15 protein-coding genes are annotated in these 26,096 nt (G+C 38.5%); 9 read left to right on the top strand and 6 right to left on the bottom strand.

Annotation, left to right across the window (positions count from 1 at the left end; genetic code table 11):
* Positions 1–7: 7 nt before the first annotated feature.
* From tamB to C0975_RS09735, 4 genes are all read right to left on the bottom strand, one after another.
* On the bottom strand, positions 8–3,910 hold the full coding sequence (gene tamB, locus C0975_RS09750; RefSeq protein ID WP_101776201.1) for an autotransporter assembly complex protein TamB: 3,903 nt from the start codon (positions 3,908–3,910) through the stop codon (positions 8–10).
* A gap of 40 nt (positions 3,911–3,950) precedes the next feature.
* A complete protein-coding gene (gene tamA, locus C0975_RS09745) occupies positions 3,951–5,708 on the bottom strand; it encodes an autotransporter assembly complex protein TamA (protein WP_101776200.1) in 1,758 nt (585 codons plus the stop codon).
* Positions 5,709–5,861: 153 nt separating this feature from the next.
* A complete protein-coding gene (locus C0975_RS09740; RefSeq protein ID WP_101776199.1) occupies positions 5,862–6,491 on the bottom strand; it encodes a response regulator in 630 nt (209 codons plus the stop codon).
* An 18-nt stretch (positions 6,492–6,509) separates the two neighbouring features.
* Positions 6,510–9,026, bottom strand: a complete 2,517-nt coding sequence (locus C0975_RS09735) for a class I adenylate cyclase (RefSeq protein ID WP_101776198.1) — start codon at positions 9,024–9,026, stop codon at positions 6,510–6,512.
* A gap of 152 nt (positions 9,027–9,178) precedes the next feature.
* On the opposite strand from C0975_RS09735, the gene hemC reads away from it, so the two are divergent.
* The 4 genes from hemC to C0975_RS09715 are packed head-to-tail and all read left to right on the top strand — an operon-like array spanning position 9,179 to position 13,613.
* Positions 9,179–10,108 (top strand): hydroxymethylbilane synthase, encoded by a 930-nt coding sequence (hemC, locus tag C0975_RS09730; RefSeq protein ID WP_101776238.1) that lies wholly within the window; start codon positions 9,179–9,181, stop codon positions 10,106–10,108.
* 18 nt (positions 10,109–10,126) lie between these two features.
* On the top strand, positions 10,127–10,873 hold the full coding sequence (locus tag C0975_RS09725; RefSeq protein WP_101776197.1) for a uroporphyrinogen-III synthase: 747 nt from the start codon (positions 10,127–10,129) through the stop codon (positions 10,871–10,873).
* Positions 10,874–10,916: 43 nt separating this feature from the next.
* The gene (locus C0975_RS09720; RefSeq protein WP_101776237.1) at positions 10,917–12,326 is read left to right on the top strand and encodes a uroporphyrinogen-III C-methyltransferase; all 1,410 of its coding nucleotides are present in this window, start codon (positions 10,917–10,919) and stop codon (positions 12,324–12,326) included.
* 12 nt (positions 12,327–12,338) lie between these two features.
* Entirely contained in the window at positions 12,339–13,613 is a 1,275-nt protein-coding gene (locus C0975_RS09715) for a heme biosynthesis protein HemY (protein WP_101776196.1), read from the top strand.
* A 111-nt stretch (positions 13,614–13,724) separates the two neighbouring features.
* Here C0975_RS09715 and recX read toward each other — a convergent pair whose 3' ends face one another.
* Both recX and recA read right to left on the bottom strand, forming a co-directional pair.
* Positions 13,725–14,177, bottom strand: coding sequence for a recombination regulator RecX (gene recX, locus C0975_RS09710; RefSeq protein WP_101776195.1), 453 nt, complete (start codon positions 14,175–14,177; stop codon positions 13,725–13,727).
* Positions 14,178–14,294: 117 nt separating this feature from the next.
* A complete protein-coding gene (gene recA / locus C0975_RS09705) occupies positions 14,295–15,353 on the bottom strand; it encodes a recombinase RecA (RefSeq protein WP_101776194.1) in 1,059 nt (352 codons plus the stop codon).
* A 318-nt stretch (positions 15,354–15,671) separates the two neighbouring features.
* Between recA and C0975_RS09700 the strand changes: the two genes are divergently transcribed.
* The 5 genes from C0975_RS09700 to C0975_RS09680 are packed head-to-tail and all read left to right on the top strand — an operon-like array spanning position 15,672 to position 26,093.
* Positions 15,672–17,267 carry an SrfA family protein gene (locus C0975_RS09700; protein WP_101776193.1) on the top strand — a complete coding sequence of 532 codons (1,596 nt, stop codon included), beginning with the start codon at positions 15,672–15,674 and terminating at the stop codon, positions 17,265–17,267.
* A gap of 25 nt (positions 17,268–17,292) precedes the next feature.
* Positions 17,293–20,367, top strand: coding sequence for a virulence factor SrfB (locus tag C0975_RS09695; protein ID WP_101776192.1), 3,075 nt, complete (start codon positions 17,293–17,295; stop codon positions 20,365–20,367).
* A complete protein-coding gene (locus C0975_RS09690; protein WP_101776191.1) occupies positions 20,367–23,030 on the top strand; it encodes a putative virulence factor in 2,664 nt (887 codons plus the stop codon). Before C0975_RS09695 ends, C0975_RS09690 begins: the two co-directional genes overlap by 1 nt.
* Before the next feature lie 21 nt (positions 23,031–23,051).
* On the top strand, positions 23,052–24,017 hold the full coding sequence (locus C0975_RS09685; RefSeq protein WP_101776190.1) for a tetratricopeptide repeat protein: 966 nt from the start codon (positions 23,052–23,054) through the stop codon (positions 24,015–24,017).
* A 42-nt stretch (positions 24,018–24,059) separates the two neighbouring features.
* Positions 24,060–26,093 carry a vWA domain-containing protein gene (locus tag C0975_RS09680; RefSeq protein WP_101776189.1) on the top strand — a complete coding sequence of 678 codons (2,034 nt, stop codon included), beginning with the start codon at positions 24,060–24,062 and terminating at the stop codon, positions 26,091–26,093.
* The last annotated feature ends 3 nt before the right edge of the window (positions 26,094–26,096 follow it).

The following is a 26,096-nucleotide window of genomic DNA, read 5'->3' as shown; positions in this document are numbered from 1 at the left end:
TTATTCCTTAAAATTCAAATTGATAGAGCAAATCAACGGCTTGTGTTACACCTGAAACCGATTGTAAATACAATTTTGGTAGTAAGCGGTAACGGACTGTAAATTCGGCTAAACCATCAAATAAGCCAACACCATACTTGACTTGTAAGCGTGGTGTAATATTACCACTGACTACCACTTTTGAGCTGTCCCCTACTCCTTGTGTACCTAAATTGAGATCTTGAATACCAAAAGCCTGTCCTAAACCACCTATGGCTTTTCCGCTTTTCGCTAAACCAAGTCCTAATAGCGCAGCACCCATTGAGCCGCCAGAGCCTGCTTCGCCACTATTTTCTAGTGAACGACCTGTGAGTACATAGGAAAGGGCCTGATCCTGTGACATTCCCGGTTCTGAGAACACTTTGATTTCTGGGCTTTCAGCTAAACCGAGAACTTTAATACCTGCGATAATACCAGAGGTATCCATCGATTCTGGGTTGCGGATCGCCTCGATATTTAGCATTGGCTGTGAGGGTTGTCCAGAGAAGCTGATCATGCCTTTGCGGATCAAAAGATCTTGTCCGAAAGAAGCGTAGCGTCCATTGCTTAGATTGACTTGACCAAATAGTCCCAAATTACCTTTTTCTTGTTTGACGCTGAGTAAACCATGCAAATTCGTTTTTAATCCATAGGCATTAAGATAGACATCTCGTCCAATATTAATTTTTAAGTCAGAGAGAATTTCCATACCTGATTTGGTTTTGGCAGGTAAGTTGGCGCTAATTTTAGGTTTGGACTTACCATCTAAAATCACTTCATCCGCACTGACTGACACGACTGTTTCAGGCAAGTTTTCAATTTCGATTCTTGCCCATGGAATATCAATATTACCCGCTAATTCTAAACGTTTTGGGCTTGCTTTTACTTCAATATTTGGGCTGATTTTGAGTTTCGCCATGGCAGGAATATCGACTTTAAACTGATCTGCTTGGGCATGTAAACGTGAATTCCAATTGTCTAAATTTTGCCAGCTTGCTTCGCCATCTAAATTAAGGCGGCTATCTGGTGTTTGTAGATGACCACGCAGAGTAGAGCGGTTGCCAAGAAAATGTAATGCTATTCCACCCCCATTAATATCAAATGGTAGGGATTTCATTTTGGCAGTGAGGTTGTTAATGTTAAATTCGCCATTGAGATTTGGGGCAGTTAACGTGCCTGCAAATTTTAAGTTCGCAGTGATATTGCCATTAAGTTTTTCATTATTTGAAAGTAACTGGTTAATTAAATTTAAGTTGAGTTTATGGATAATTAATGCGCCACCTAATTGGCGTGCTTTAACTAAGTCTTTGATTTCTAAATTAGCGGTGATATTGCCTTGATCTTGTAATAATAAACTAGATTTAACGGCTAAATTATTATTTTGTAAGTCTGCATTTAACGTGAGTTTTGGCATGGCAAGCTTAAAGGTTCGATAATCAATTTTTTGTGCTAAAGATAAGTTATCGCCGTTAAGCTGCATTGTTAATTCAACGGGCTTATCAGTAAACCACGCTACTTTACCCTGGCTTTGTAGTTGTCCACTGAGGAGTTCTTGTTTAATAAATTGATTGACTAACGCCAAGTTGAATTTTTTCAGCTGGAAAGGCACTTCACCTGTTTTACCTACGCTGAAATTTTGTGGGAAACACAGTTCAATATTTGGGCTTTGCCAGCAATGGGCGTTAATATCTGTTTGTGTCATTTTATTGTCATAAGCCAAGGTGATATTTTGATTAGTATTCCACTGACCCACAAGAGATTGAATTACGACTTGGCTTAATGTGCCTTGCCAAACTTGTTCAGCACGATCAAAGCTGCCTTTGAGATTAAATTTCGGTGCAACAGGTGTGCCTTGTGAGTTGATACTCAGTTGGTGATCACTTTCATTACCAGTTAATGCCAATGTGGCATAATTGAGTTTCACGTCACCATAATTAAAGTTATCAACTTGAAAATCAAGCTGCCCTTGGCTTTGGTTTGCCAGATCTGCTTGACCTTTTAAGTGAATTTTATTGAGTTTAAGTTCATCAAATTTAATTTGATTGCCCATCAAATCAATATCAACGATAGGTTGAGTAATATTGCCCGTTAGATTGACCTTACCTTGTAGGCTTGCTGATAAATTAGGGATGAGACCACGTAAATCAGGCGCATTAATCGCTAAGTTAAGATCCGATTTTTTGCCTATTACGCCAGTCGCAGTGACATTATTAGTGCCATAAGTGAGTAATAGGTTAGGTGCTTTTAAAAGTGGGTTGCGAAATCCTGTTTCAGCACCAATACTGATGACACCTTTTAAAGTTAGAGGGCGATTGGATAAGGTTCCATGTAAATCTAATGCTGGAATATCAAACAAGGTCACTTGATCGCTGATGATACCCGTTGAAAATAAGTTACCAGACAGAATCGTCGGTAAGCCTGCGACATAATCACTGAGATTTAATTTATCAAGCTGTAAATCACTATACCATTGTAAGCCATCTTGCCAACCAATTTTACCTTGCATATTGGCAGTGCCTTTGAGTGTATCTACATGCAGTTGCTCAATTTCGATAAATTGTAGTTCGCCTTTTGCTTGTAAATTGAGTGCTGTTTTAGGCACATTCATACCTTGTGCAGTGGTATTAAGTTGTAATTGATAATTAAGTAAGTCACCGCTAATAGTTAAATTAAGTTGTGGTACTTGCAGGGGATCGGATTCAGCCGTGTCAAAAGGATAGCGGAAATCTTGAGCGGCTAATCTTAGCTCAAAAGGGGTCTTTGCTTGATTAAGTGCAACAAGTCCGTTTAGATTAGCATTGACTGCCCCTGTCGTTTCTAGTGAAAGTGCGGTCTGTTTTTTCAAATTTCCCGAAAGAACTAAATTAAGCAGGCTTTCTGGTAAAAGCGTGTTGTCATTTTGTGTTAGATGATGGATATGGCTTTTTAGTACGAATTCAATTGGAAAATTTTGGTTGAGTTGCAGCTCGCCATGTCCTTGTATATCAGCTAAAGAACTTTGGATATTGAGCTGATGTAATTTTACTGTATGGCCTATTGCCTCAGCTTGTAGCTGAACTTGAGGAATATCAATTTGTTGATGTTGATCCTCATTGAGATATTGATATTGCCAATTTTTACCTTGAATCTCTTTTAGTTGAATATTAAAAGGTAGATCCACCTGTTCTAGTTTTGCCAGTAATGGTGGTGTTAAACTTTGTTCGATTTTTGCCCAGTCAATTGGTTGTTTTTCTTGTACTGGTTTACTTATAACGTCTTTTTCTGCTTGTGCAATGATTTTAACGAGAAGTGTATCAATAGTTGTTGGTTCAAGGACGAGTCCAGATTCATTTGTTAAGCTAACCGCAGTTTGAAAGCGCGTTAAATCGATGCTGTTACCATCTAATACCAGACGTAATTGATCGACTAACAAGTTGTCGATTTGCACTGAAACTGGCAAATCAATACGCCGCATTGGAGTAGAGGTCTTGTCTTTTTTGCTTTCAGAGGTCGGCAAAAGCGCAGTGTTTACTTGAATATGCGGTTCATGCAAACTGATATCATTTAGGCAAATATGTAAATTCCATAAACAAGCAAAATCCAATTGTAAGCGTGCTTGAGTGAGCTGTGTTGTTACACCAGCTGATTCAAAACGAACATTATTGAGGACTAACCCCTCTTGTAAGCCCCCTTCAATTTGTGCAATAGACAAACTATCTAGTGATTTATCTGCGAGCTGAATGAGCCAGCGCTGACCAGTACTGGTTGCAAGTAACATCACTAACAGCAAAATGAGCAAAATAATGACCGCACTTACTGTACATAACAGTCGGCGCCAAAGCGGTTTTTTCGCTTTGGAGGCTGCTGGAGTGGTTGCATGATTTGTCTTTTCTGTGTCTATTTGCTCTGTCATTTTGTTGTCCGCTGAATATCCTGAAATCGTTTATTGCTAGTTACAGTTCTGCACCAAGTCCAATATAAAATTGAATATTTTTGCTGTTGTCTTTATCGCGTATTGGGGTAGCAATATCAAATTTGATTGCACCAACAGGTGATGCCCAACGCACTCCCATACCTGCACCATAGCGTAATTCTTTTGCGCTAAACATATTAGCTGCAAGTCCTGTATCGGCAAAAGTGGCTAGCCACCAATCAGGGTAAACTTGATATTGGTATTCAAGACTACCAGTTAAAAGACGTGAACCACCGACTAATTTGTTATTTGCATTTTTAGGCGCAATTTTTTTGTAACCATAACCACGGACACTACGATCACCTCCTGCAAAAAATCGCAGCGCTGGTGGGATACGTTTAATATCTTTAGTATGTAACCAACCTAGCTCAAGGCGAGTGACAACACGATGGTTGTGTAAGTAGGTGCGAACCCATAGACTAGAACCTTGTATTTTGAAGAAATCCACATCAGATAGCCACCAAGTGCGACCTAAATCCACAGTGATATTTTGTGCATCCCCCCAAGTTGGGAATAAACCACCTTGTAGGCGAGTACGTCTGAGTGATGCGGTTGGATAAACTAGGAGAGTTTTATCTTTGACATTGGCTTGAATAAAAGAGTCGTAACGAACGCGTAAACCAAATGAATGTTGCCAACCTGCTGCATGATTCCAATAACGGATTGCAGAAAAAGTTGAAGCAAAGGATTCAGTATCATTTTTATTTTCATTCTCAAAACCCGTTGATAGCTCATAGTAATAATTTAATGGATTTTTAAGTAACGGCATTTTATAAGTTGCCTCTAGGGTTTGTTTCGGTGCTGAAACATATAAATTTGTTCGGAAGCTATGACCTCGATTATTAATCCAAGGTTTAGTCCAACCTAATTGTAAACGTGGTCCCACATCTGATGCCCAGCCAATTCCCACTTCCATACTATTTTTTTTACGTGGTTGGAGTAAAACATCGACATTAACAATTTTATTGTCTTCATCTAAATCAGGCTGTAATAAAACAGAACTAAACCAGTTTGAGGAAGTATAGTTATTAGTTAACGTAGAGAGATCATTAATTAGGTAAGGATCACCTTTTTTAATGTTGATCATATTACGTAGATAATCTTCACGTATTTGAGCATTTTCGAACGTGACTTCACCAAAATGATAACGCTCGCCGCTATCATAGATTAAACGCCACCATGCTTGTAAAGTAGAAGGCATGACTTCGAGGCGAGATAATAAGAAATCACCATCAAAATAACCGCGGCTGATAGCTAACTTTTGTAGGCTATTTTTATAATCATCGTAAGTTTCGTGGTTGAGGATGGTACCTGCTGGAGGTAAATTTTTAGCTAATTTAGCGAATTCGGGATCTTGTTTAGCTTCGCCTTCAATTTTGACATCTGTTGCTGCAATTTTTACAGGTTTACCGATGGTGACATGCGCAATGAGTATCTCTTTTGCTGGTGAGGGAGGTTTGGTGAGTTGAAAATCAATTTGGTTTTGATAATAGCCGTATGCACGTAAGCCTTTATCGATAGCTTCTCGTACTAATTGTTTGTGGCGTTCTGAACCATCGGCTTCTTCTTTGTCAATCATAGCGGTATAAAGGCGCACATTGTCATTTAATTGGGTATTTTTGATGCCTTGTATTTGTAAATCGATTTGTGCAAAGGAAGAAGGTGTGCTTAATATTATCGCACTTAATATGGCTACTTTAGTCGTAAACCATGCCGTTGTATTCCTTAATAATTTCATAAGTTCCCCAAATCAAAAATTACTTTAGTGTACCTGTTAAACAGCGGCTTTGGCAACGCAAAGTGCGGTAGTTTTTTTGAAAATTTTAGCAAATTTTTTTATAAAAAAAGCCAATCATGAAAAATAATTGGCTTTTTCAAATAGAAGGAAGAATTATAACCCTTTATGTTCAAAATAAAGGACTGTTGCAGCTACGCGTGAATGAACATTGAGCTTACGTAATAGATTACGGATATGTACTTTAACGGTTTCTTCAGAGATGAATAATTGACCTGCAATTTGTTTATTCGATAAGCCTGTGGCAATTAAGCGTAGTACATCCATTTCACGATCGGTTAATGAATACATTGGATCTGTTGCAGTTTGACGTTCAAGCAGGGCATCTTTAATCGAATCGCTTAAGATGATCTCGCCTTGAGCAATACGTTTAATTTGGCTTAATAGTGCATCAGGTTCAGTATCTTTTAATAAGTATCCATCAGCACCAGCGTCAATTAACGTGAAAATATCGCTTTTGAGATCTGATACAGTTAAGATTAAAATACGTGCGTCAACACCTTCTGCGCGTAAAGCTTTTAAGGTATCTAAACCAGATAATCCTTTCATATTGAGATCAAGAATGATCAGATCAGGTTGGGTCTGTAATGCTAATGTAATACCTTCACTGCCGCTACCTGCATCAGCGACGACTTCAAAATCATCTTCTAGTTCCATAAGTTGTTTGATTCCTCGACGCATCAATGGATGATCATCGATAATCAAGACTTTTGTTTTTTCTAACATGTAACCCCCAGTGTGTGGTTATGACATTGCTAATCGGCTGTGGAATGGGACAATTTTAATTCCATTTTGTTGTGATAGTAACTGATAAAATTGTGGATAGTTAAAATCGCGCTGCACAATTTTATACGGATTATTATTTTCATCCAAGCCTGAAGACTGATAAATATGATTAATCTCAAGGATTTTTTGTTCTTTCTGTCCATCGCAATTGCGGTAAATTTCAATTCGATTGGCTTCATCTAAAATGTAAACATTAAACGATCCATCTGAATTATCTTCAAAGAAAAATTGCAAAAAGCCTTCACTAGCAAAATGATCGATTTCAGGTGGATAGCTACGCGAATGGTCAGGTAGTGCGATTTCTTTTTCTTCTATTTCAGTTTGTAGTGCGGTATCAAATTCTGTTGTTTCAACAACAGTATTATTATGGATTTCTTGTAAGCTGATTCCTCTTTCTTCAAAGAAAAATTGCCAGTTTTTACCTGCGACACGTAACAAATTATTTTTGGGGGGTAAGCTAGTACCAATTTGAATACTAATACAGCGATTAATTAAGGCGGTCACGATATTCCGCAAGGTTTTGCGATAGCGTTGACTATAACAAAATACTTGTACAAATTTAGGTGAGGATGCGCCCCGATGAATTTTATTCGATAGTACTTTAAGCGCTAATAAAATCGCGTTAGGACCTTCAAAATGTAAGGTGCGTATTTCATTCCATAAATTACGGTAAGTGATATCAATACTTCCCACTAAGCTTTCTTCTTTTGGACCAAAACTAAATAAATCACTTGCTTGAATACGTGTTTTCGCCTGTTTAATTTGTTTAGTTGGGTCAACAGTGAGGTTTACTGCGACAATTAAACTGCGAATTTCACAAGAATGTGCTAGATTTTCGTTAGTAGCAGATGACACTGTTGCAGGAAAAGAAAGACGTAAGTCAGTAACAAAGTTGCGCAAAGTGGTTAAAGACACATTTTGGCTAATAATATGTAAATTAGTATTGGCAGTTAAAATGCGATTAAAATAAGCCCACGCCACGAGTTTATTTAAACTTTTACTGTATTCGGTATAACGTTTTTGAACAAAACCTTTTACATTTGGCGTTTGGTTGATTACATACCATCCATCTTTGAAGGTTTTGTTATTTTTCACTTCAAAAAATAAGAGATTTTTCTCCGATAAATCCATTGAAATTTGCGGATTAAGTAGTGTGATTTTACCCGGTAATTCTTCAAAAGCAGTATAAAGCTTGCGTGTTAAAACACTAATATCTTGCGGCATGATACTTGAGTTCACTTTATGCTTACGCGCAAATGTCACTAAGTTGCGATAACTTAACATTAAGAATTTGATCAGGCTGTTATGTGCTTTTTTAACTTGTTTGATTTTCCAGTGCGCACGTTGATTAAGATCGTTGATTAAAGCATCGGACCAATCCCATTCTTTAACTAATTTTTGTAAATATTGGATACGCCAATTTGTCTTGGTTTCAGGTGCTTGCCAATCAACCCCTTCAGTGGCTTTAAGATAAACACTGCGGCGTACAAAGCCAAGCCGCTTAAGTTCATTATGTGCAGTTAAATAGCGAGTTGCGCGTTGTAACATCGCTAAGTAAGGATCAAAATTGTGACTCGGATTGAGTTTGCCAGTGAGTAATTCTTCTTTAAATTCACGAGCAATTAAATAGGTATTAGGATACTCAGAGGAATAGGTTTCTAATAACAAGATTTTGATAACTGATTTATAGGGCGCATCAATTCCTTTGTAGAGTTGCCATAAACTGGCTCCAAAATATTCGTTGGCAGAAAATTGTCCAAGCCCACCAAAATCAACCCAATCTCGCAAATTAATTTGTTGCGTTTTACTTAAGCGTTCAACTTCGCTTTCATAGCGTTCTTCTCTTTCGACTAATAAATGTTGCCAGAGTAATGGTTTTCCAGCTAAACGAATCGCCGAACGATAAAATTCATCTAATAACAACATGTATTGCGCTGAACCACAGTTTTCGGCTGTGAGTGGTTCTGCATAACGGAAACAACGGAAGCGTTGTTGATCAATTAAATAAAAATTTACTTCAACGCCAAGTTGCATTGCCCATTGTTCGATAAGTGTGGCCTTTTTTTGTAAGGCTTCTTTTTCTGCCAAACTTAGCTCTTCACGATGACACACCCAAGTATCTAGATCTGATGCTTCTGTTTGTGAGATTGAGGCAATACTCCCCATTACATAAACGCCTAAAATAGCATTAAAGCCACGGTATGAAAAAGACGGAATAAGAGGTTGGTTGAGATCCAAATTAGGGACAGTTTGCGTGAGGTATTGTTTTTGATAATGAGAAAGTTCAAAGTCAACAATCCCAGCCGGTGCGTCAGCGACATAACCCGGTACGTTAGGATGATTAATATGTAATAACAACGTAAGTAGTTGAAAGACATGCTGAAATTCATTTGAAGATCCAGATAATGCTCGTTCAATACGTAGATTATCTAAATATTCAACTTTTTTCTTCGCACTAAAGAGATCGTAATTCAAATAATATCCCACTAATTTATGCTGCGATTTACTTTGCCCCGCTACTCTAACATCTGGTCTAAATTAAAGCAAAAAATTTAAATGGAAACTGACATTTAAACGGAACAATGATAGGATAAGAGCAGATTATTATGCCTAAAATGGTTGTGATGATGACAAAAAAACTCTTAAAAATCGCCACTCGTCAAAGCCCACTTGCGTTATGGCAAGCGAATTATGTCAAAGCACGTTTACAACAGATTCATGCTGATTTACAGGTTGAATTAGTGCCAATGGTGACTAAAGGTGATGTGATTTTAGATACGCCGTTAGCAAAAATTGGTGGTAAAGGGCTTTTTGTGAAAGAGCTTGAAACCGCGTTGCTGAATGGTGAAGCGGATATTGCAGTCCATTCAATGAAAGATGTCCCAATGTACTTCCCTGAAGGGCTTGGTTTGAGCGTTATTTGTCAACGTGAAGATCCAAGAGATGCATTTGTATCAAATTCATACCGTACTTTGCTGGAATTACCACAAGGTGCTGTTGTCGGGACTTCTAGTCTACGTCGCCAATGTCAATTAAAACAATTACGTCCTGATTTACAAATTCATTCATTGCGTGGCAATGTTGGTACACGTTTAGCTAAGCTAGATAATGGTGAATATGATGCGATTATTTTAGCTGCGGCAGGTTTGATTCGTCTGGGTTTAGAACAGCGAATGACTTCTTTTATTGAAACAGAACAATGTTTACCCGCCGTAGGGCAGGGGGCAGTAGGAATTGAATGCCGTATGGATGATCATGACGTTCAACAGCTGCTTGCGCCTTTGGCGGATATGGAAACCACTTATTGCGTACTAGCTGAAAGAGCAATGAATATGCATTTGCAGGGTGGTTGCCAAGTACCGATTGCAGGTTATGCGATTTTGACACAAGGACAGCTTTATTTACGTGCATTAGTAGGGGAATTGGATGGCTCTACTATCATGCGTGCTGAAGGTAAAAGTGCGGTCGAAAATGCCGAAATTTTGGGTATTCAAATTGCCGAACAGCTTTTACAGCAAGGTGCTGATAAAATTTTGCACAAACTTTATTCAGAATAAGGAAAGGAAGAATAAACAATGGCAGTATTAGTCACTCGCCCCGATGAGCGTGGGGCACAATTAGCGGAAATGTTGATTCAAGCAGGTGTATTTGCAATTCATTTGCCATTATTTACGATTGAAGCTGGCCGAGAATTAAATGCATTGCCGCATAAATTTTCACAATTAAAAGCGGGTGACTATGTTTTTGCTGTTTCGAAACATGCTGTTGATTATGCAACGCAAACTTTTAAAAATACGGGTTTTTCTTGGCGTCATGAGTTGCTGTATTTCGCGGTTGGACAGCGTACAGCCGAATATTTTGCAAGTCAAATAGAACATGCAATTTTTTATCCACAACAGCAAGAAACCAGTGAAGGGTTACTTGAATTAGCTTTGATGCAAGATATTGCAGACAAGCATATATTGATTTTGCGTGGTAATGGTGGACGCGAATATTTTTCTGAGCAAGCACAATTGCGTGGGGCAAAAGTGGATACGCTAGAATGTTATCAGCGTGTGCCGATTGAGTATAACAATGCAGAACAAATGAGTATTTGTAAACGTGCGGGTATTCAGAGGATTGTCGCAACCAGTGCAGAAATTTTGCACTATCTTGTGGATTTTGTACCAGAAAGCGAACATAATTGGTTAAAAAGTTGCCAGCTTGTGACGGTGAGTCAGCGTCTTGCGAATTTAGCACATAATTTAGGGTGGCAAGATATTGTAGTTTCGCCGCGTGCAGATAATCAGCATTTACTACAAACATTATTATGTTCAAGCTGATTTGCTTTGAATTCTAATTATCATAAGGGAAATGGGTATTATTATGGCTGAAAATAAAATAACTTCTTCTGACATTAATGAAGTGCCAAAGAATGATACTGGCATGCCAGAACAGAAAAAGCATAATGAGAAGGTTGTTGTGGAAACAGAGAAGGCGGTTGTAGGGCAAAAAGTACCACAAAAGCCAAAAGATACATCTAAAGTAGCAACTGGAGAGAAAAAGGATTCGAAGAAAGTGAAAGAACAAGATCCGAAGCAAAATATCTCACAACCAGAGAGTATGTCTGTTGAAGCACAAAAGCGAGTTGAAACAGTGGTAGTTAAGAAAGGCGGAACAGGTATTGCCTTGCTTGCCTTACTTGTTGCACTCGGGCTTGGTGGCGCTGGTTATTATTTTGGTTTACAGCAAGTGGACCAAATTCATCAAAAACTGACCGCACTCGAATATAAGGCAGGTCAAGCAATGGTAGCGCCAAGCATTGATATCCCTTCTTTTGATCAGGAGCGTCAACAAATTGCACAATTAGTTGAAGCAAATCGTATGGTAGATGAAAAATTACTTTTATTGCAAAAAGAACTTGCAGTGAAAGAGCATGTGATTTCGTCATTACAGAATCAGGTTAATCGTCTTAGCTCTGCAAGCAAACCGCAGCAGCCAAATGATTGGTTATTATCCGAAGCTGATTTTCTGTTAAATAATGCACTACGTAAGTTGGTATTAGATAATGATGTAGAAACGAGTATTTCGTTACTTAAAGTTGCAGATGAGGCGTTAGAAAAAGTGTCAGATCCTCGTGTTGTGAGTGTACGCACAGCAATTAATCAAGATTTAAAACAATTGCTAGCAGTCAATAATGTCGATCAGAATGCCATCATGCAGCGTTTATCTCAATTAGCAAATAATCTTGATGAATTAACAGTACTTGATGTGAATTTTGATGAAGTTGATTCAGCTAATCAAAAATTAACAGATTCTTTAGATGATTGGAAAGAAAATGCTGAGAAAAGTGCAACGTCATTTTTGAATCATTTTATTCGTATTACGCCAAGAAATTCACATGATAAAGCTTTGTTAGCACCAAATCAGGATATTTATTTACGTGAGAATATACGTTTACGTTTACAAATCGCTATCATGGCGGTGCCGCGTCAGCAAGATGATTTATATAAGCAATCTTTAGAAACCGTCGCTTCTTGGGTTAGAAGCTATTTTGATACTAGCTCTGAGCTTGCACAAAGCTTCTTGAAAAGCGTAGATGAGTTAGCAGAACAATCGATTTATATTGATGTACCGAATCAACTTTCTAGCTTGAATGTATTAGATAAATTGCTTAATAAGCAATCGCAAGAAGTGCAGAAAATTGAGATTTCTGTTGATAAAGCCTTAACAGAACAACCAGCTGGTGATACACCAAAAAACGATGATAATACATCAACCACTGAGCAACAGTAGAGGAAATAGATTATGTTTAGAGTACTATTTTTAATGCTGGTGTTACTGGCGGGATTGATTGCAGGTCCTTATTTATCGGGCAAACAAGGTTATGTATTAATTGAAACTAGCAACTATAACATTGAAATGTCGATTACCATGTTAGTTGTGTTCTTTGTAATCGCAATGGCAATCATTTATGGCATTGAGTTAATTATTACCCGTTTTTGTCGTTTAAGTAGTAATACATATAGCTGGTTCTCACGTCGTAAACGTGCTAAAGCACAAAGACAAACTCTTGAAGGTTTAATGCGAATGAATGAAGGAGATTATTCAAAAGCAGAAAAACTGATTGGTAAAAACGCAAAACATTCTGATGAACCTGTATTGAATTTTATTAAAGCAGCTGAAGCAGCGCAGCAGCGTGGGGATGAATTTAATGCGAACCGTTATTTAATGGAAGCAACGGAAATTGCAGGCTCAGACAGCTTAATTGTTGAATTAGCACGCACTCGTATTTTATTACAACAAGGGAAATTACCAGCTGCACGTAGTTCAGTTGATAGCTTGTTGGTAATGACTAGTCGTAATAAAGAGGTATTGAAGTTAGCTGTTGAAATTTATTTAAAATCAAAAGCATATTTGGCATTAGATAAGGTTTTAGATCAAGTTGAAAACTCAGGTTTGTATTCAGCAGAAGAATTTACTGCCTTGCAGCGTCAAGTAGAAGATGGCTTACTTGATGAAAAAATGCATGAAGAAGGTGTCGATGGTTTATTGGCTTGGTGGAATGATCAACCGCGTAAACGTCGTAATGATTTATTTGTGAAAATTGGCTTAATTCAACGTTTGATTGATTGTAATGATCATGAAACAGCTTATGAATTGACATTAGAAGCATTGAAAAAAGTTGAAGAGCAAAGCCCAGAAAATAAATTGCTTTGTGCGCAAATTGCACGTTTACAGCCTGAAGATAATAGTAAACTCATTAAGCTAATGGAAAAGCGTGCGAATAAAGCGAGTGAAAGTGCGCAATGTTGTGTTAATCGTGCGTTAGGTTATTTATATGTGCGTAATAATGACTTTATACATGCGAGTGAAGCATTTAAACAGGTGATTGCGCATAGAACCCAACTAGAGCCAACAGATGTGAATATGGCGGCGTATGTATTTGAGCAAGTTGGTGAAAATACACTAGCACAGCAAGTGCGTGAAGAAGGGTTAAAAGAAGCGATGGCAGTTTCAAGTTTAAAAACTGAAAGCGATCAAATTGAAGAAAATCCGACCGCACTTTTAGAAAGTAAGTAAGCTAATGTGTGAGTGTACAATGATGTTGAGTGTTTATTGAGAAAGCTAGTTAAGCTAATTTAGAAGGCAGATCATTTTGATCTGCTTTTTTCTTATTACCTGAAAATCGTGTTATTCTTCAATACCACTACCTATATAATCCGAAAAATCTTCTGGTCTAAAGCCATGGGAAAGCATATAGCGCCATATTTTTTGTTTTATTTTAAGATCTGAAATCGTAGCAAAATCAGGAAATTTTTTACGCACCAGATTGAAGGCTAATTCAGACCAATTAACCTCAGCTTCATTCAATGCTTGCTGAATGACAACAGAATTAATACCTTTCAATTGTTGTAATTCTTGTTTTATTCGACTGAATCCATAGCCACGTTGTGCACGAAAAATAAGATAATTTTCAGTAAAGCGTTGATCATTCTGCCAGTTTTTTTGTTGGCAATACGCTAATACTTCATCAATTTCTTGTTCAGAAAAGTGTTTTTCTTGCATTTTACAACGGATCTCAAATTCACTATATTCGCGGCGCGCTAATAAACTGATGACATAATTAAGCGCTTGTGATGACATGGTGTTTTTCCTGTAATAGACCTTTGTAATAAAGTGTAGATGATAAGCAAAAAGTGCGGTCAATTTTTGGCAAATTTCAACCGCACTTTATTTCATCCTATTTGACTCGATGATGGATTAGTAATCTGAATCCATTTCTGCATTATTTTGTTCAGCAATATCTGCGGCAAGTACTTTTTCTGGATTAGCTAATAATTCATTACGTAGTTTCGTTTCCAGTGCTAATGCTTCTTCTGGGTGTTCGTCTAACCATTTCATAGCATTAGCTTTACCTTGTCCAATTTTTTCGCCATTGTAAGCATACCAAGCACCGGATTTATCCACTAATTTATGTTTTACACCAAGCTCGATCAGTTCACCTGTTTTTGAGATGCCTTGTCCATAAAGAATTTGGAAGTCGACTTGACGGAATGGCGCAGCAACTTTGTTCTTCACTACTTTCACACGAGTTTCGTTACCAATCACTTCTTCGCCATCTTTAATAGCGCCTGTGCGGCGAATATCTAAACGCACAGAAGCATAGAATTTTAAGGCATTACCACCTGTCGTGGTTTCAGGATTACCAAACATGACACCAATTTTCATACGAATTTGGTTAATGAAGACAACTAAGCAATTTGAATTTTTAATTTGCCCCGTGAGCTTACGCAGTGCTTGTGACATTAAGCGTGCTTGTAAACCCATGTGGGAATCACCCATTTCACCTTCAATTTCTGCTTTTGGTGTTAAGGCAGCGACGGAGTCTACGATAATGACATCAACAGCACCTGAACGTACTAAAGCATCACAAATTTCTAAAGCTTGTTCACCATTATCTGGTTGCGAAACTAATAATTCATTGACATTAACGCCTAGCTTAGCAGCATAAATGGGATCTAATGCATGTTCAGCATCAATGAATGCACAAGTTTTGCCTTCTTTTTGTGCCTGTGCAATGACCGAAAGAGTTAAAGTCGTTTTACCAGACGATTCTGGTCCAAAAATCTCAACAATACGTCCCATTGGTAAGCCACCAATACCTAGTGCGACGTCTAAACTTAATGAACCTGTTGAAACGGCTTCAACATCTAAGGCTTGGGTATCACCCAATTTCATAATTGAGCCTTTACCAAATTGTTTTTCAATTTGACCTAATGCGGCTGCTAAAGCCTTATTCTTTTCTTCTTTTGTCGCCATTGTTGAATCCTCAATAAAATCATCATCAGAATTTGAGGTGTATATTACCTGTATGAATAAACAGTATCAAGTGCTTTTTGCAGAATTTATAAAATTTATTGCAAAATAAATATCAGTTATTAAAAATAGGTTTTTCTTAATTTCCTTATTTATTTTTTTAGATTATTGATATCAATACAAATCTTAGTGATGTAAAGTGGTGTAAAAAAGTACAAACTCTTTGCATTTCTATGCCAAGATTATTAAAATCCTTTGGATATAGTGCAATATTTATAACTATTTTGTATTTATTGTGATCAAGTTGAACAAGGATAATCTATGTTAAGTGCTTTATTACGTAGCGGTGATGTAAAAAATTACACCGCACTTGGACAAGATGGCACCCCAGTATATGCGGTAGCGCCACAATTGCGTGAGGCGATTAAGTTCAGAGTCAAGGATCCTGAGGATAAACACATTGGGAAAAAGTTTGCCAATTATCTTGCTATCCCACAACGTAATGATCAAGGGAGTCAGATCGACTGGTATGTACCATTTGAATCGGAACGTCCTGATGGTAACTATATGATTATTCCTTGGACTTCTGCGACAGAGGAAGAACGTGCCGCTGCATTTGCAGAATTAAGTCAATTTGAACAGGCAATGCTGCAGTTCGGTTTAAAATTGAAAAATACAGACAATTTGCAAGGTGACCTGCTTCTTTTTTCTCGCTTATTATGTGGCAATAACAATCCAGCTGATATTAGTGATCCAGATAATTTAAAAGCGCTTCGTTTTCCCAGTCCTGAATATGTCTATTTAGTCAATAATAAGCCTGTCATTACTTTTTGGGGATTTGTTGAGAAAAGTACTGAGCTTTATGGCAATCCATTTTTAAGTTTAAAGCCCGTTGTACGTGAGCCTGTTCCTGCTGTTGCCGAGCCAATGCCTGTGATTGAGGAAAAGAAACCTTGGTGGCGTTGGTTACTGTGGTTATTGCCATTTTTATTGTTGGGCTTATTCGCGTTGTTCTTTTTGCGTGATTACTGGGCACCTAAAGTTGAGGTCGCAACCACTGCTTTATCAGATGTGAGTAAAGTCAAAACATCTAGCGTAGAGCGTCGAGTTTGCTTTGATGGTATTTCATATCGTTTTTTAAATGGTAATTGGATTACTGATGTGAATAAGAAAAAAGTCACCGACTCACGCTTAATTGAGAAGTTGGATCAGTTACCAGCACAGCCAACAGGAAAATGTGAGTTAGTGTTAAATGTTGATCCAAGTAAAAAAATGGTGGGTACTGATGTTGAGCAAACAGTCTTAAATCGCGGCACTGAAGTCGCAGATACAACAGTTGCGACAGACACTAATCAATCAGCTTTAGCCGATAAAACGATATTACCTGAGCTAGATTCAACTAATGACAAATTAAATCAAGCAGATAATAGTAAGGACAATACTGAGAAAGCGGCTACGGAAGCAACTCAGCCAGAAAAAAACATAGCAGATAACTTGCAAGCACAAGATTTGTTACAAAAAACGAATGATCCACAGACGATAAATCAACCATTGCAAATTCCAGCAGAGAGCGCTAAAAGTGGTAATGTGGATTTCCTTAATGGTCAATGGAATGCAGGAGCAGGTATTCAAGATAAAAGTACTGGCAAACCTCTGCGTTTAAAATATGAATTTGACAAAGGTAAAGGACAGGTGCGAGTTGAACGTGGGGATGGTGTGCAGTGTGTTGGTGATGTGAATGCGGCTATGCAAGGGGGCAGTTTAAGTATTGGTAACACAGGTGTAGCGAAATGTAGTGATGGCTCTACTTACCAATTACCTAATGTGAAATGTAAGCCTGATGCAAGTGGTACGGCAGACTGCGAAGGGGAATATGGTAAAGGTCAACGTTTCCCAATGAGCATGAAAACAAATTAAGTTTAACGATAAGAGAGAATAAAAAATGCTTCCAGAATTACATTATTTAGGTAAAGAAGTCTCACTAGTCATGAATAGTGGGATTCAATTTATTGATTTTGGATTGAAAATTGACTGGAAAGAAAGAGCGTGGCGTGATATTGGCAGCGGTTATTTTATTTCTTCAGGTGAAAATGGTCCTTTGCGCCGTTTAATCGAAGATAAAGTCCGTGATGGTTATTATGATCCAACCCAGCCCGGACGTATTGTAACCCCTGAACAAGATATTAGTGTAGAGCATTCTTTTACGTTATTTGATGGAGTTTGGTTGCCGATTCCATTTTTACGTACTGTTCCCCCCGATCGTTTTGATGAAGGTCCATATAACTGGGCGCGTGTACGTATTATTCGATTAGCTGAACCAGATCAAGATGGTCATACTCACCGGATTACCTTTGCATTTGATACTAAAGTGTTCCCAAACAGTCAAAATGTGGCGTATTTAGCACCAACAGAGGAAGATGTGCGTTCAGGTGTGGTATTTGGTTTGGCGCACCAGTCAGATCAAATGTCATGGTTTTTAGATTTCAAATGGGTAAATGAGTGGCTATTAGAAATTTTTAAAGAGCAAGCCCATTTAATTCGTTTAACTGATTTTGAAGAATTATCCGATGCGGTGAAATTAAAAAATCATCAAGCCCATTACTTGAATATGTTAGCAATATTAGGCACCTGTTTAACCATGCCGAATATTAAAGTGGTTTCCAAAAAAGCAGATGATATTATCGAAGCGATTCCCGTTGATATGGTTCTAGATGTGGGTAATTCACGGACTTGCGGTATTTTGATAGAAGATCATAAGCAAGAAAAAGATGGTTTGAAAAAACGTTATGAACTGGAGTTACGTGATTTAAGCAGTCCGGAACGAGTTTATAATGAGCCTTTTGAAAGTCGAGTTGAATTTGCACAAGCTTTCTTTGGTAAAGAACATTTTTCAGTACAGAGCGGGCGCCGTGATGCTTTCCAATGGGCAACTATTGGTCGTGTTGGTAAAGAAGCCGCGCGTTTAGCGAGTCGCCGTAATGGTAATGAAGGTTCAACGGGTCTATCGAGTCCAAAACGTTATTTATGGGATGTGGAGCAATATGGACAAGGTTGGCGCTTTAATAGTGCTTATGTGAAAACTGATCACGAGCCACATGCTACTGCCGAACCTTTATCTGGTTTAATTAATGAATATGGTGAAGCACTACATATTCTTGATGATAGCATCGATGATGAATTTGAGCGTAAAATTCCTGTTTTCCATCCTAAATATTCGCGTAGTTCATTGATGACTTTTATGTTGTCGGAAGTGTTGATGCATGCGCTGGCGCAAATTAATAGTCCAACGCAACGCGCGAAGCTAGAGCATTCACGTACACCGCGTTATTTACGTTCAATTATTTTAACTGTACCACCAGCGATGCCGAAACCTGAGCGTGAAATTTTCCGTAATAGTGTGTATCAAGCGATTGGTTTAGTGTGGAAAAGTTTAGGTTGGGATAAAACTGACGATGATTTGAATTTTGATTCAAAAGAAAGTCGAGAAAGCTACTGGCCAATGTTGCCAGAAGTAGTGATTCAATGGGATGAAGCAACTTGTGGTCAAGTGGTATATTTCTTTAATGAAACGCAGAATAATTACGGCGGTCGCCCAGAAGAGTTTATTGCTGCATTAAGACGTCGTGATAATTCACAGAAAAACGCAATTACGATTGCAACTGTCGATATTGGTGGTGGGACGACTGATTTAGTGATTAATGACTATGCTTTAGATTATGGTAGTAATCATCATCATGGAAGCAGTAATGCACATATCGTACCAACTCAACGTTTCCGCGATGGTTTTAAGGTGGCAGGTGATGATATTTTGCTCGATATTATTCGTGATGTCGTTGTGAATTCATTAGCAAAAGGCTTGAAAGAAAAGGGTATTGCAGAGCCAGATTCGATTTTATCGAAATTGATTGGTTCAGAAGAGCGTTCTGTACAGGACAAATTATTACGTCAACAATTGACACTACAAGTATTTATGCCAATTGGTTTGCGTGTATTGAAAGAGTATGAAAATTTTGATCCTTATTACAGTGAAGCCAGCTTAAATGATCTGACTTTCTGTACTTTATTGAGCGAGGTAGAAGCGCCGACCGAAAATGTGTTAGATTATATTAACGAGCCGATTCGTCGAGAGTTAAACGATCCACATTTCAGTATCTTAGATTTGCCAATTGAAGTGAATTTACGTGAGATTCACAATCGTTTTGTGCGTGGTGATTATTATGATATTTGCAAAACGTTCAATGCATTATGTGAAATCATCAATTGTTATCAATGTGATGTTCTATTACTAACGGGGCGCCCATCACGTCTACCTGGTGTACAAGCCTTTTTCCGTTCACGTTTACCATTACCTGTTGGGCGTATTTTACCATTACATAATTATCGTACTGGTAACTGGTATCCATTCCATAAGCAAGGGCGGATTGATGATCCAAAAACTACCGCATCAGTGGGGGCAATGCTATGTTTCCTCAGTACACATCAACGCTTACCAAATTTCTATTTGCGCGCAACCGCATTAGTTGCCTATTCCACCGTTAAATATGTGGGATTACTGGATAACAATAATGTGATCAAAGACAGTAATATCTATTATCGTGATATTGATCTTGATAATCCTGATTATGAGCTACCAGATATGCATTTTGAAGTTCGTGGTTTAGCACGTTTAGGTTTTCGCCAATTAAATGTGGAGCGTTGGAGTGCAACACCATTGTATTTATTGACTATTGAAGATGATGCACTAAATCGTGAATTAGCCAATGGCGGTGTCTTAAATGTGAAATTACGCATTAAGAAAGCATTAGGTTTAGCTTCAAAACAAAAAGAGCGTATTGAACATTTTGAAATTGAAAGCGCTAAGTTGATGACAATGGGCGGTAGTGAAAAAACAGTGCGTTTAAGACGAAATGATCTGGGTGAACCACAAATTAAATTAACTTTAAATACGATGACGGATGCAGGTTTAAAAGACAGTCTTTATTGGTTAGACACTGGCAGCATTAAACGGGAGAAATAATGAGTAATACAGCAAAACAATTAGTGCAATCTTGGGATGATGTATTTCATGCATCACAATCGGCAATTGATTGGATTGATGATGTTCGCCCGAATGTTGTGCGTTTAAATAATGAAGCTGACAGCTTAATTTTAGAGTTACGTCGCTTACGTAATACTGCCAGACGTTTAGGAGCGGTTTCTGATAAACCGATTACTGCGGGTTTTTTTGGTTTATCACAAGCAGGTAAATCATTTTTGATTTCGGCGTTAGCTGCAGATGAACGTGGTAAATTAGAAACCTTATTTGATGGTCAGCAACTTGATTTTATTAAACATATTAACCCACCGGGTGGTGGTAAAGAAGCCACAGGTTTAGTCACACGTTTTACGCGTCAAGAAACGAAAAGTGTTGCTGGCTATCCACTTGAACTACGTTTATTTAGTGAAATTGAAGTAGCTAAAATTTTAGTCAATGCCTATTTCAATGATTTTGATAAAGAACGTGTCGATTATGAAATTACGCAAGGGCGAATTAATAGCTTAATCAAGGGGTTAAATACTCGTGTTTCTGCGACGGAAGTGGCTGGCGTGAGTAAAGATGATGTGGTGGATCTGCAAGATTATGCGCAAGACAGTTTTGGTAAATCTTTATCCGTTTTACAAGGAAACTATTGGGCAAATGCTACCGCACTTGCGCCTTATTTATCTATTCGTGATCGTGGTGAATTGTTTTCCATTCTGTGGGGTGAAATTAAAGAGTTAACGGATATCTATATTCAATTTGCGACTTCATTAGCACGTCTAGGGCATCCAGAGCGTGTGTATGCACCATTAAGTGCGGTTGTAAAAGAAACGGTTGATGGTGGGTTGTCGCAAGCAGACAGTATCATGAACGTAGATATGCTAGAGCGTTTAGGTACTGAACGTGATGAACAAATTGAAGTGCGTCCAGCGCATGCAGAAGAAGTGGGTACTCCTATTGCAATTTCTTTAGCAGAATTGACCGCACTTACTGCAGAACTAGTCTTTCCGTTGATCAATCCGACTCGTGTACCTGCAGTTGAGCGAGTGGATCTATTAGATTTTCCAGGTTATCGAGGTCGTTTAGCGATTACTTCATTGGCAGAGGTAAAAGAAGGCAATCCTGTTTCACAATTGATTTTACGCGGTAAGGTGGCTTATCTGTTTGAACGTTATACGGATAGTCAAGAAATGAATATTTTGATTGTTTGTACGCCTTCGACTAAACAGTCTGATGTGAATAGCGTTGGTCCAGTACTTGAACGCTGGATTCATAAAACACAAGGCGATAGCCCTGAACAGCGCGGCTTACGTAAGCCAGGTTTATTATGGGCAATTACCATGTTTGATATGCGCATTAGCCAAGACTTATCCAAAGAAGAAGAGTTGTTAAAAATTTCTTGGGGGGCAGGTGGGTTGCTAAAACAAACAATTTTAGAGCGTTTTGGCAATTATGATTGGTTTAATAATTGGTCAGATGGTAATCCATTTGATAATGTATTTTTAGTGCGTAAGCCGGGCTTTAAAGTCGCTTTTTTAAATGTGGAAGGCGAAAATGAAGTGAGTATCAACCAGAGCGAAAAAGCCCAATTGGAATTGTTAAAACGTACTTTCTGTCAAGACCCAGATATTTGTAAGCATGTAGCAAATCCAGAAGAAGCGTGGGAGGCGATGCTATTATTGAATGATGGTGGGATGAAACGTATTAGTAATTACTTAGAAACCATTGCATTACCTGAAGTGAAAGCAAATCGTTTGACTGAACAACTCAATGAGCGCATTCATCATTTTGTGGAAAATCGTTTTGCGAGTTGGTATCAGAGTGATGGTGAAGAAGAAGTTGCGAAAAAACGCCAGTTAGCTAACGCACTGGCTAAAGAGCTACATCCACAAAATCCACGTTCTATTTTAATGGGGGAATTGCTGCGTCATTTACAATTGCCAGAAGAAACGATTCGTTCTTTATATTTTTCTGATTTAGATGAAGTACTTGCTACAGAGGAACAACAAAGTCATAGCTATTCACCAGCAGATGATTTTGATCTATTTAGTGATCCGACACCATCCGTGGCAATTCAGCAAAGTGCGGTCGAAAAAGTAGAAGAATCGCGTTTTGCACAAGCTGTGTTTAAAGCATGGGTGAGCCATTTACGCAATCTCACAGCTGATCATAAGTTAATGCAATATTTTGGGCTTTCACTTGATAGCATTGAAAATGTGGTCAATGAGCTTGTAACTGGTGCAACTCGTTTGAAATTGCAGGATCAACTATCACAAATTGCATTACGTAATGAGAATAGTGGTAGTAAGCGTGATCAACTTGCAGAACGTCAAGTCTTTACGATGAATACTGCGATTGCCGATTTTATTTCATGGCTAGGTTATGCCGAAATGCCACTAGATCAGCGACCTGCAAGTCGTGTGTTGCAGGGACAAATGATTTTTGAGCAACGCCCTGTCGAACAACAAAATGGTTTACCAAAATTAAATGATCAAACCAGCAATTATGATGATAACTATCGTTTAGATTGGTTAGTAGCGTTCGGGCATTTCGCAGTCAATAATGCAGGGCATAGCGCAGGTCGTGAAATTAACTCAACGCAAAATGCGCAGTTAGGTAGTGTGTTGCGAGCATTCCGTTCAGCACAAATCACAGCATAAAAAACATAAGAGGAATTGATTGTGTTACGAATTGAATTAAGAGAAGACAGCCCAGGTTATGCACAGTTTAGTGCGCGTAAATGGAAAGGAACTAATGAGGTCGAGATTGCCGTACAACGCAACCAAGATCGCTATTATTTTGCGGGTAATAATCAGTGGACACCAGAACCAGTGTGGCATAAAACCTCAGAATTGACTGTAGAAGGTGATGCACTGCAAGGTAGAGTAGGTCCTTGGCTCATTGATGGTCTAATGAGTCAGATGGGGAATGTTCGTTTCTTGTTACAAGTGCGTGATGGCACCATTGAAGATGGTGGTGCTCTGAGTTTAGTTGGCAATATTTTAGCTTCTTCAGCAGGTGGCGATTCTTCCCGCGACACTGAAGTTCGAGAAGTGATTCAACCCGTTGTAGAAGAAACATTACCACCGCTTGTTGAACCTATTGAAGTTACAGTTGAACCTGTGATTGAAGAAACTATTGCTGAAATTCCTGTTATTGAAGAACTAGATGCGGTACCTCCAGTCGTTGAACCGCCAGTACAAAAGAAAAGCCGATTAGGTCTAATAATCAGTCTATTGCTACTGCTATCCGTTATTGGTGGTGCTGTTGCTTATTTCCTTTTGAGCAATAAATCAAGTGCGCCTACCTCAGCACCTGTCGTTTCAGAATGTAGTGTGGCAAGCAGTACAGATGAATTGGCTTTTATTCAACGTTGCTTAAAAACCAAACCTGATAGCAAACGCGTGTTAGCAGTTATTGCTGAAGCTAAAGCCGCGAATAAATGTAGTATTGCACAGCGTTTATATGCACACCAAGCACAGGGAGGCAATGCTGAAATTGCACTAGCCTATGCGAAAGAGTATGAAGTGGGTAGCCCTTGTTTTGCTAAAGATAAAGAAAATGCGATTTATTGGTATGAAACCGTACTTTCAATTGAACCGAATAATGAAGCAGCGAAAAAAAGCTTGGCAGAGCTGAAAAAATAAGCATGTTGGAATCCATTTTTCCACATGGAGAGGAATGAAATTATGGCTAAATTGAACTTGGCACTTTTATATGCATTATGTTTGGCATTGCCTTTAAGTGCTCATGCATTGGCAAATGAAAAACCCTTATTACAAGCAGGAAAAACCACGTTGTACCAACGTGTGCTAAGTACACCAACTTGTGAATTATTGGAAAACAATACAGCTAAAACAGGGAAGAAAATCCCTGCATTTTCTCGTTATTATGTGTATCAACGTGAAAATGTCGCAGGTAAAACTGTTGTCAAAGTGGGACCAGATACTTTTGGTAAAACAGTGGGTTGGTTAGATGAAAGTTGTGCTGTGCCATGGAATATGCAAATGACGTTAGTTTTTACGAATCCATCTGATCGTGATCGTCTGTTATTTTTCAAAGATCGTGCTGAGTTAGATAAAGTCATTAATGCCAATGATCCTATGCAAGTTGTAGCACCTATTCGGCAAGATTTAGCGGATAACAAGACAAATCCCGCTGTATTGGCGCAGGAACCTGCTGAGTTTATCGATTTTCAAAAGAATTTCTATTTATTGCCGATTTTGCAAGGTGAAGAAGTAATGAATGCGAAGGGTTTTTATGAACGTGCTTTAGAAGTTGCTTCTGTCAGTAAAGACGATCATGCTTTAGCCAAATCTACTACCGACCCTACTGTGAGTAAAACCAGCCAAACTTACCCGACAAAAGCCGCTAAAGGGAAAGATACCGATCCACAAGAAGTTGTTGGTTTTAGTGCGGCAGTCGTGTTTGTCATTGACTCTACTATTTCTATGGATCCTTATATTAACCGTACACGTGAAGCGATTAAACAAGTGTATGAGCAAATTGAAAAAGAAAATTTAGGTAAGCAAGTCAAGTTTGGTTTAGTCGCGTTTCGTTCTAGTACGAAAGCGGTGAAAGAATTGGAATACACTTCGAAAATGTTTGTTGATCCAACGACGGTAAAAGATGGTAAGGACTTTATGCAAAAAGTGGCGTCGTTGAAACAAGCCAAAGTATCGAGTAAAGAATTTAGCGAAGATGCTTATGCAGGTATTAATCAGGCGTTGAATGAAATTCAATGGAATGAATTTGGTGCGCGTTACATTGTTTTGATTACCGATGCGGGAGCGATTGAAGGAGATAATCCCATTTCTACTACAGGATTAGATGCTAAGCAATTACGTTTAGAAGCACAGCATCGTGGTGTTGCGATCTATGCATTACATTTAAAAACACCTTCAGGCGCTAAAAATCATGAGCAAGCGCAAGCACAATATACAGATCTTGCTTTTAATAATTATTTAAATAAAGCCTTATATTATCCAGTGAATGCGGGCGATGTGAATGAGTTTGGTGAAAAGATCAGTACATTAGCCAAAGCCTTAACGGCGCAAGTAAAATTAGCTTATCGTGGTGAAATGGCAGCAGGCAGTGCATTAAGTGCGGTCGAAAAAGAAAAAGTTTCAACGCCTGTACCTGCACCCACTTCAGAAATTGAGCAAGATGCGATGTTATTAGGCAAAGCAATGCAATTAGCTTATTTAGGGACAACTAAAGGAACAAAAGCACCGCCAGTGTTTAAAGCATGGATCAGTGATAAAGACTTTGCGAAGCCAAGCGTACCAACTGCAGAGGCACGTGTATTGCTGACAAAGTCACAATTAAGTGATTTAAGTGATGTGGTGAAAAAAATTGCTGATGCGGCAAATGAAGGATTAATTTCACCTAATGACATGTTTGCTCAGTTACGCTCTGTAGCCGCAGCAATGGGGCAAGATCCAAGTAAAATCAAAACACAAAGTTCGACTAAAATCGCTGATTTAGGCTTACTAGGCGAATATCTTGATGATATCCCTTATAAGAGCCAAGTCACCTCGATTGATGAAGAAACTTGGAAAGGAATGAGTGTACAAGAACAAGAGAAATTCATTCGTGAGCTACACAGTAAGTTGCGTCATTACCGTGTATTTAATGAAGATCAGAGTCGCTGGATATCCTTATCTGAAGGAAGTGATCCACGTGATTTTGTCTATCCCGTCCCATTGGAAGCATTACCATAACAG

It is taken from the genome of Pasteurella oralis (genome assembly GCF_002850605.1).
Classification (GTDB): Bacteria; Pseudomonadota; Gammaproteobacteria; order Enterobacterales; family Pasteurellaceae; genus Pasteurella; species Pasteurella oralis.
This window is presented reverse-complemented; position numbering and strand designations above follow the sequence as displayed.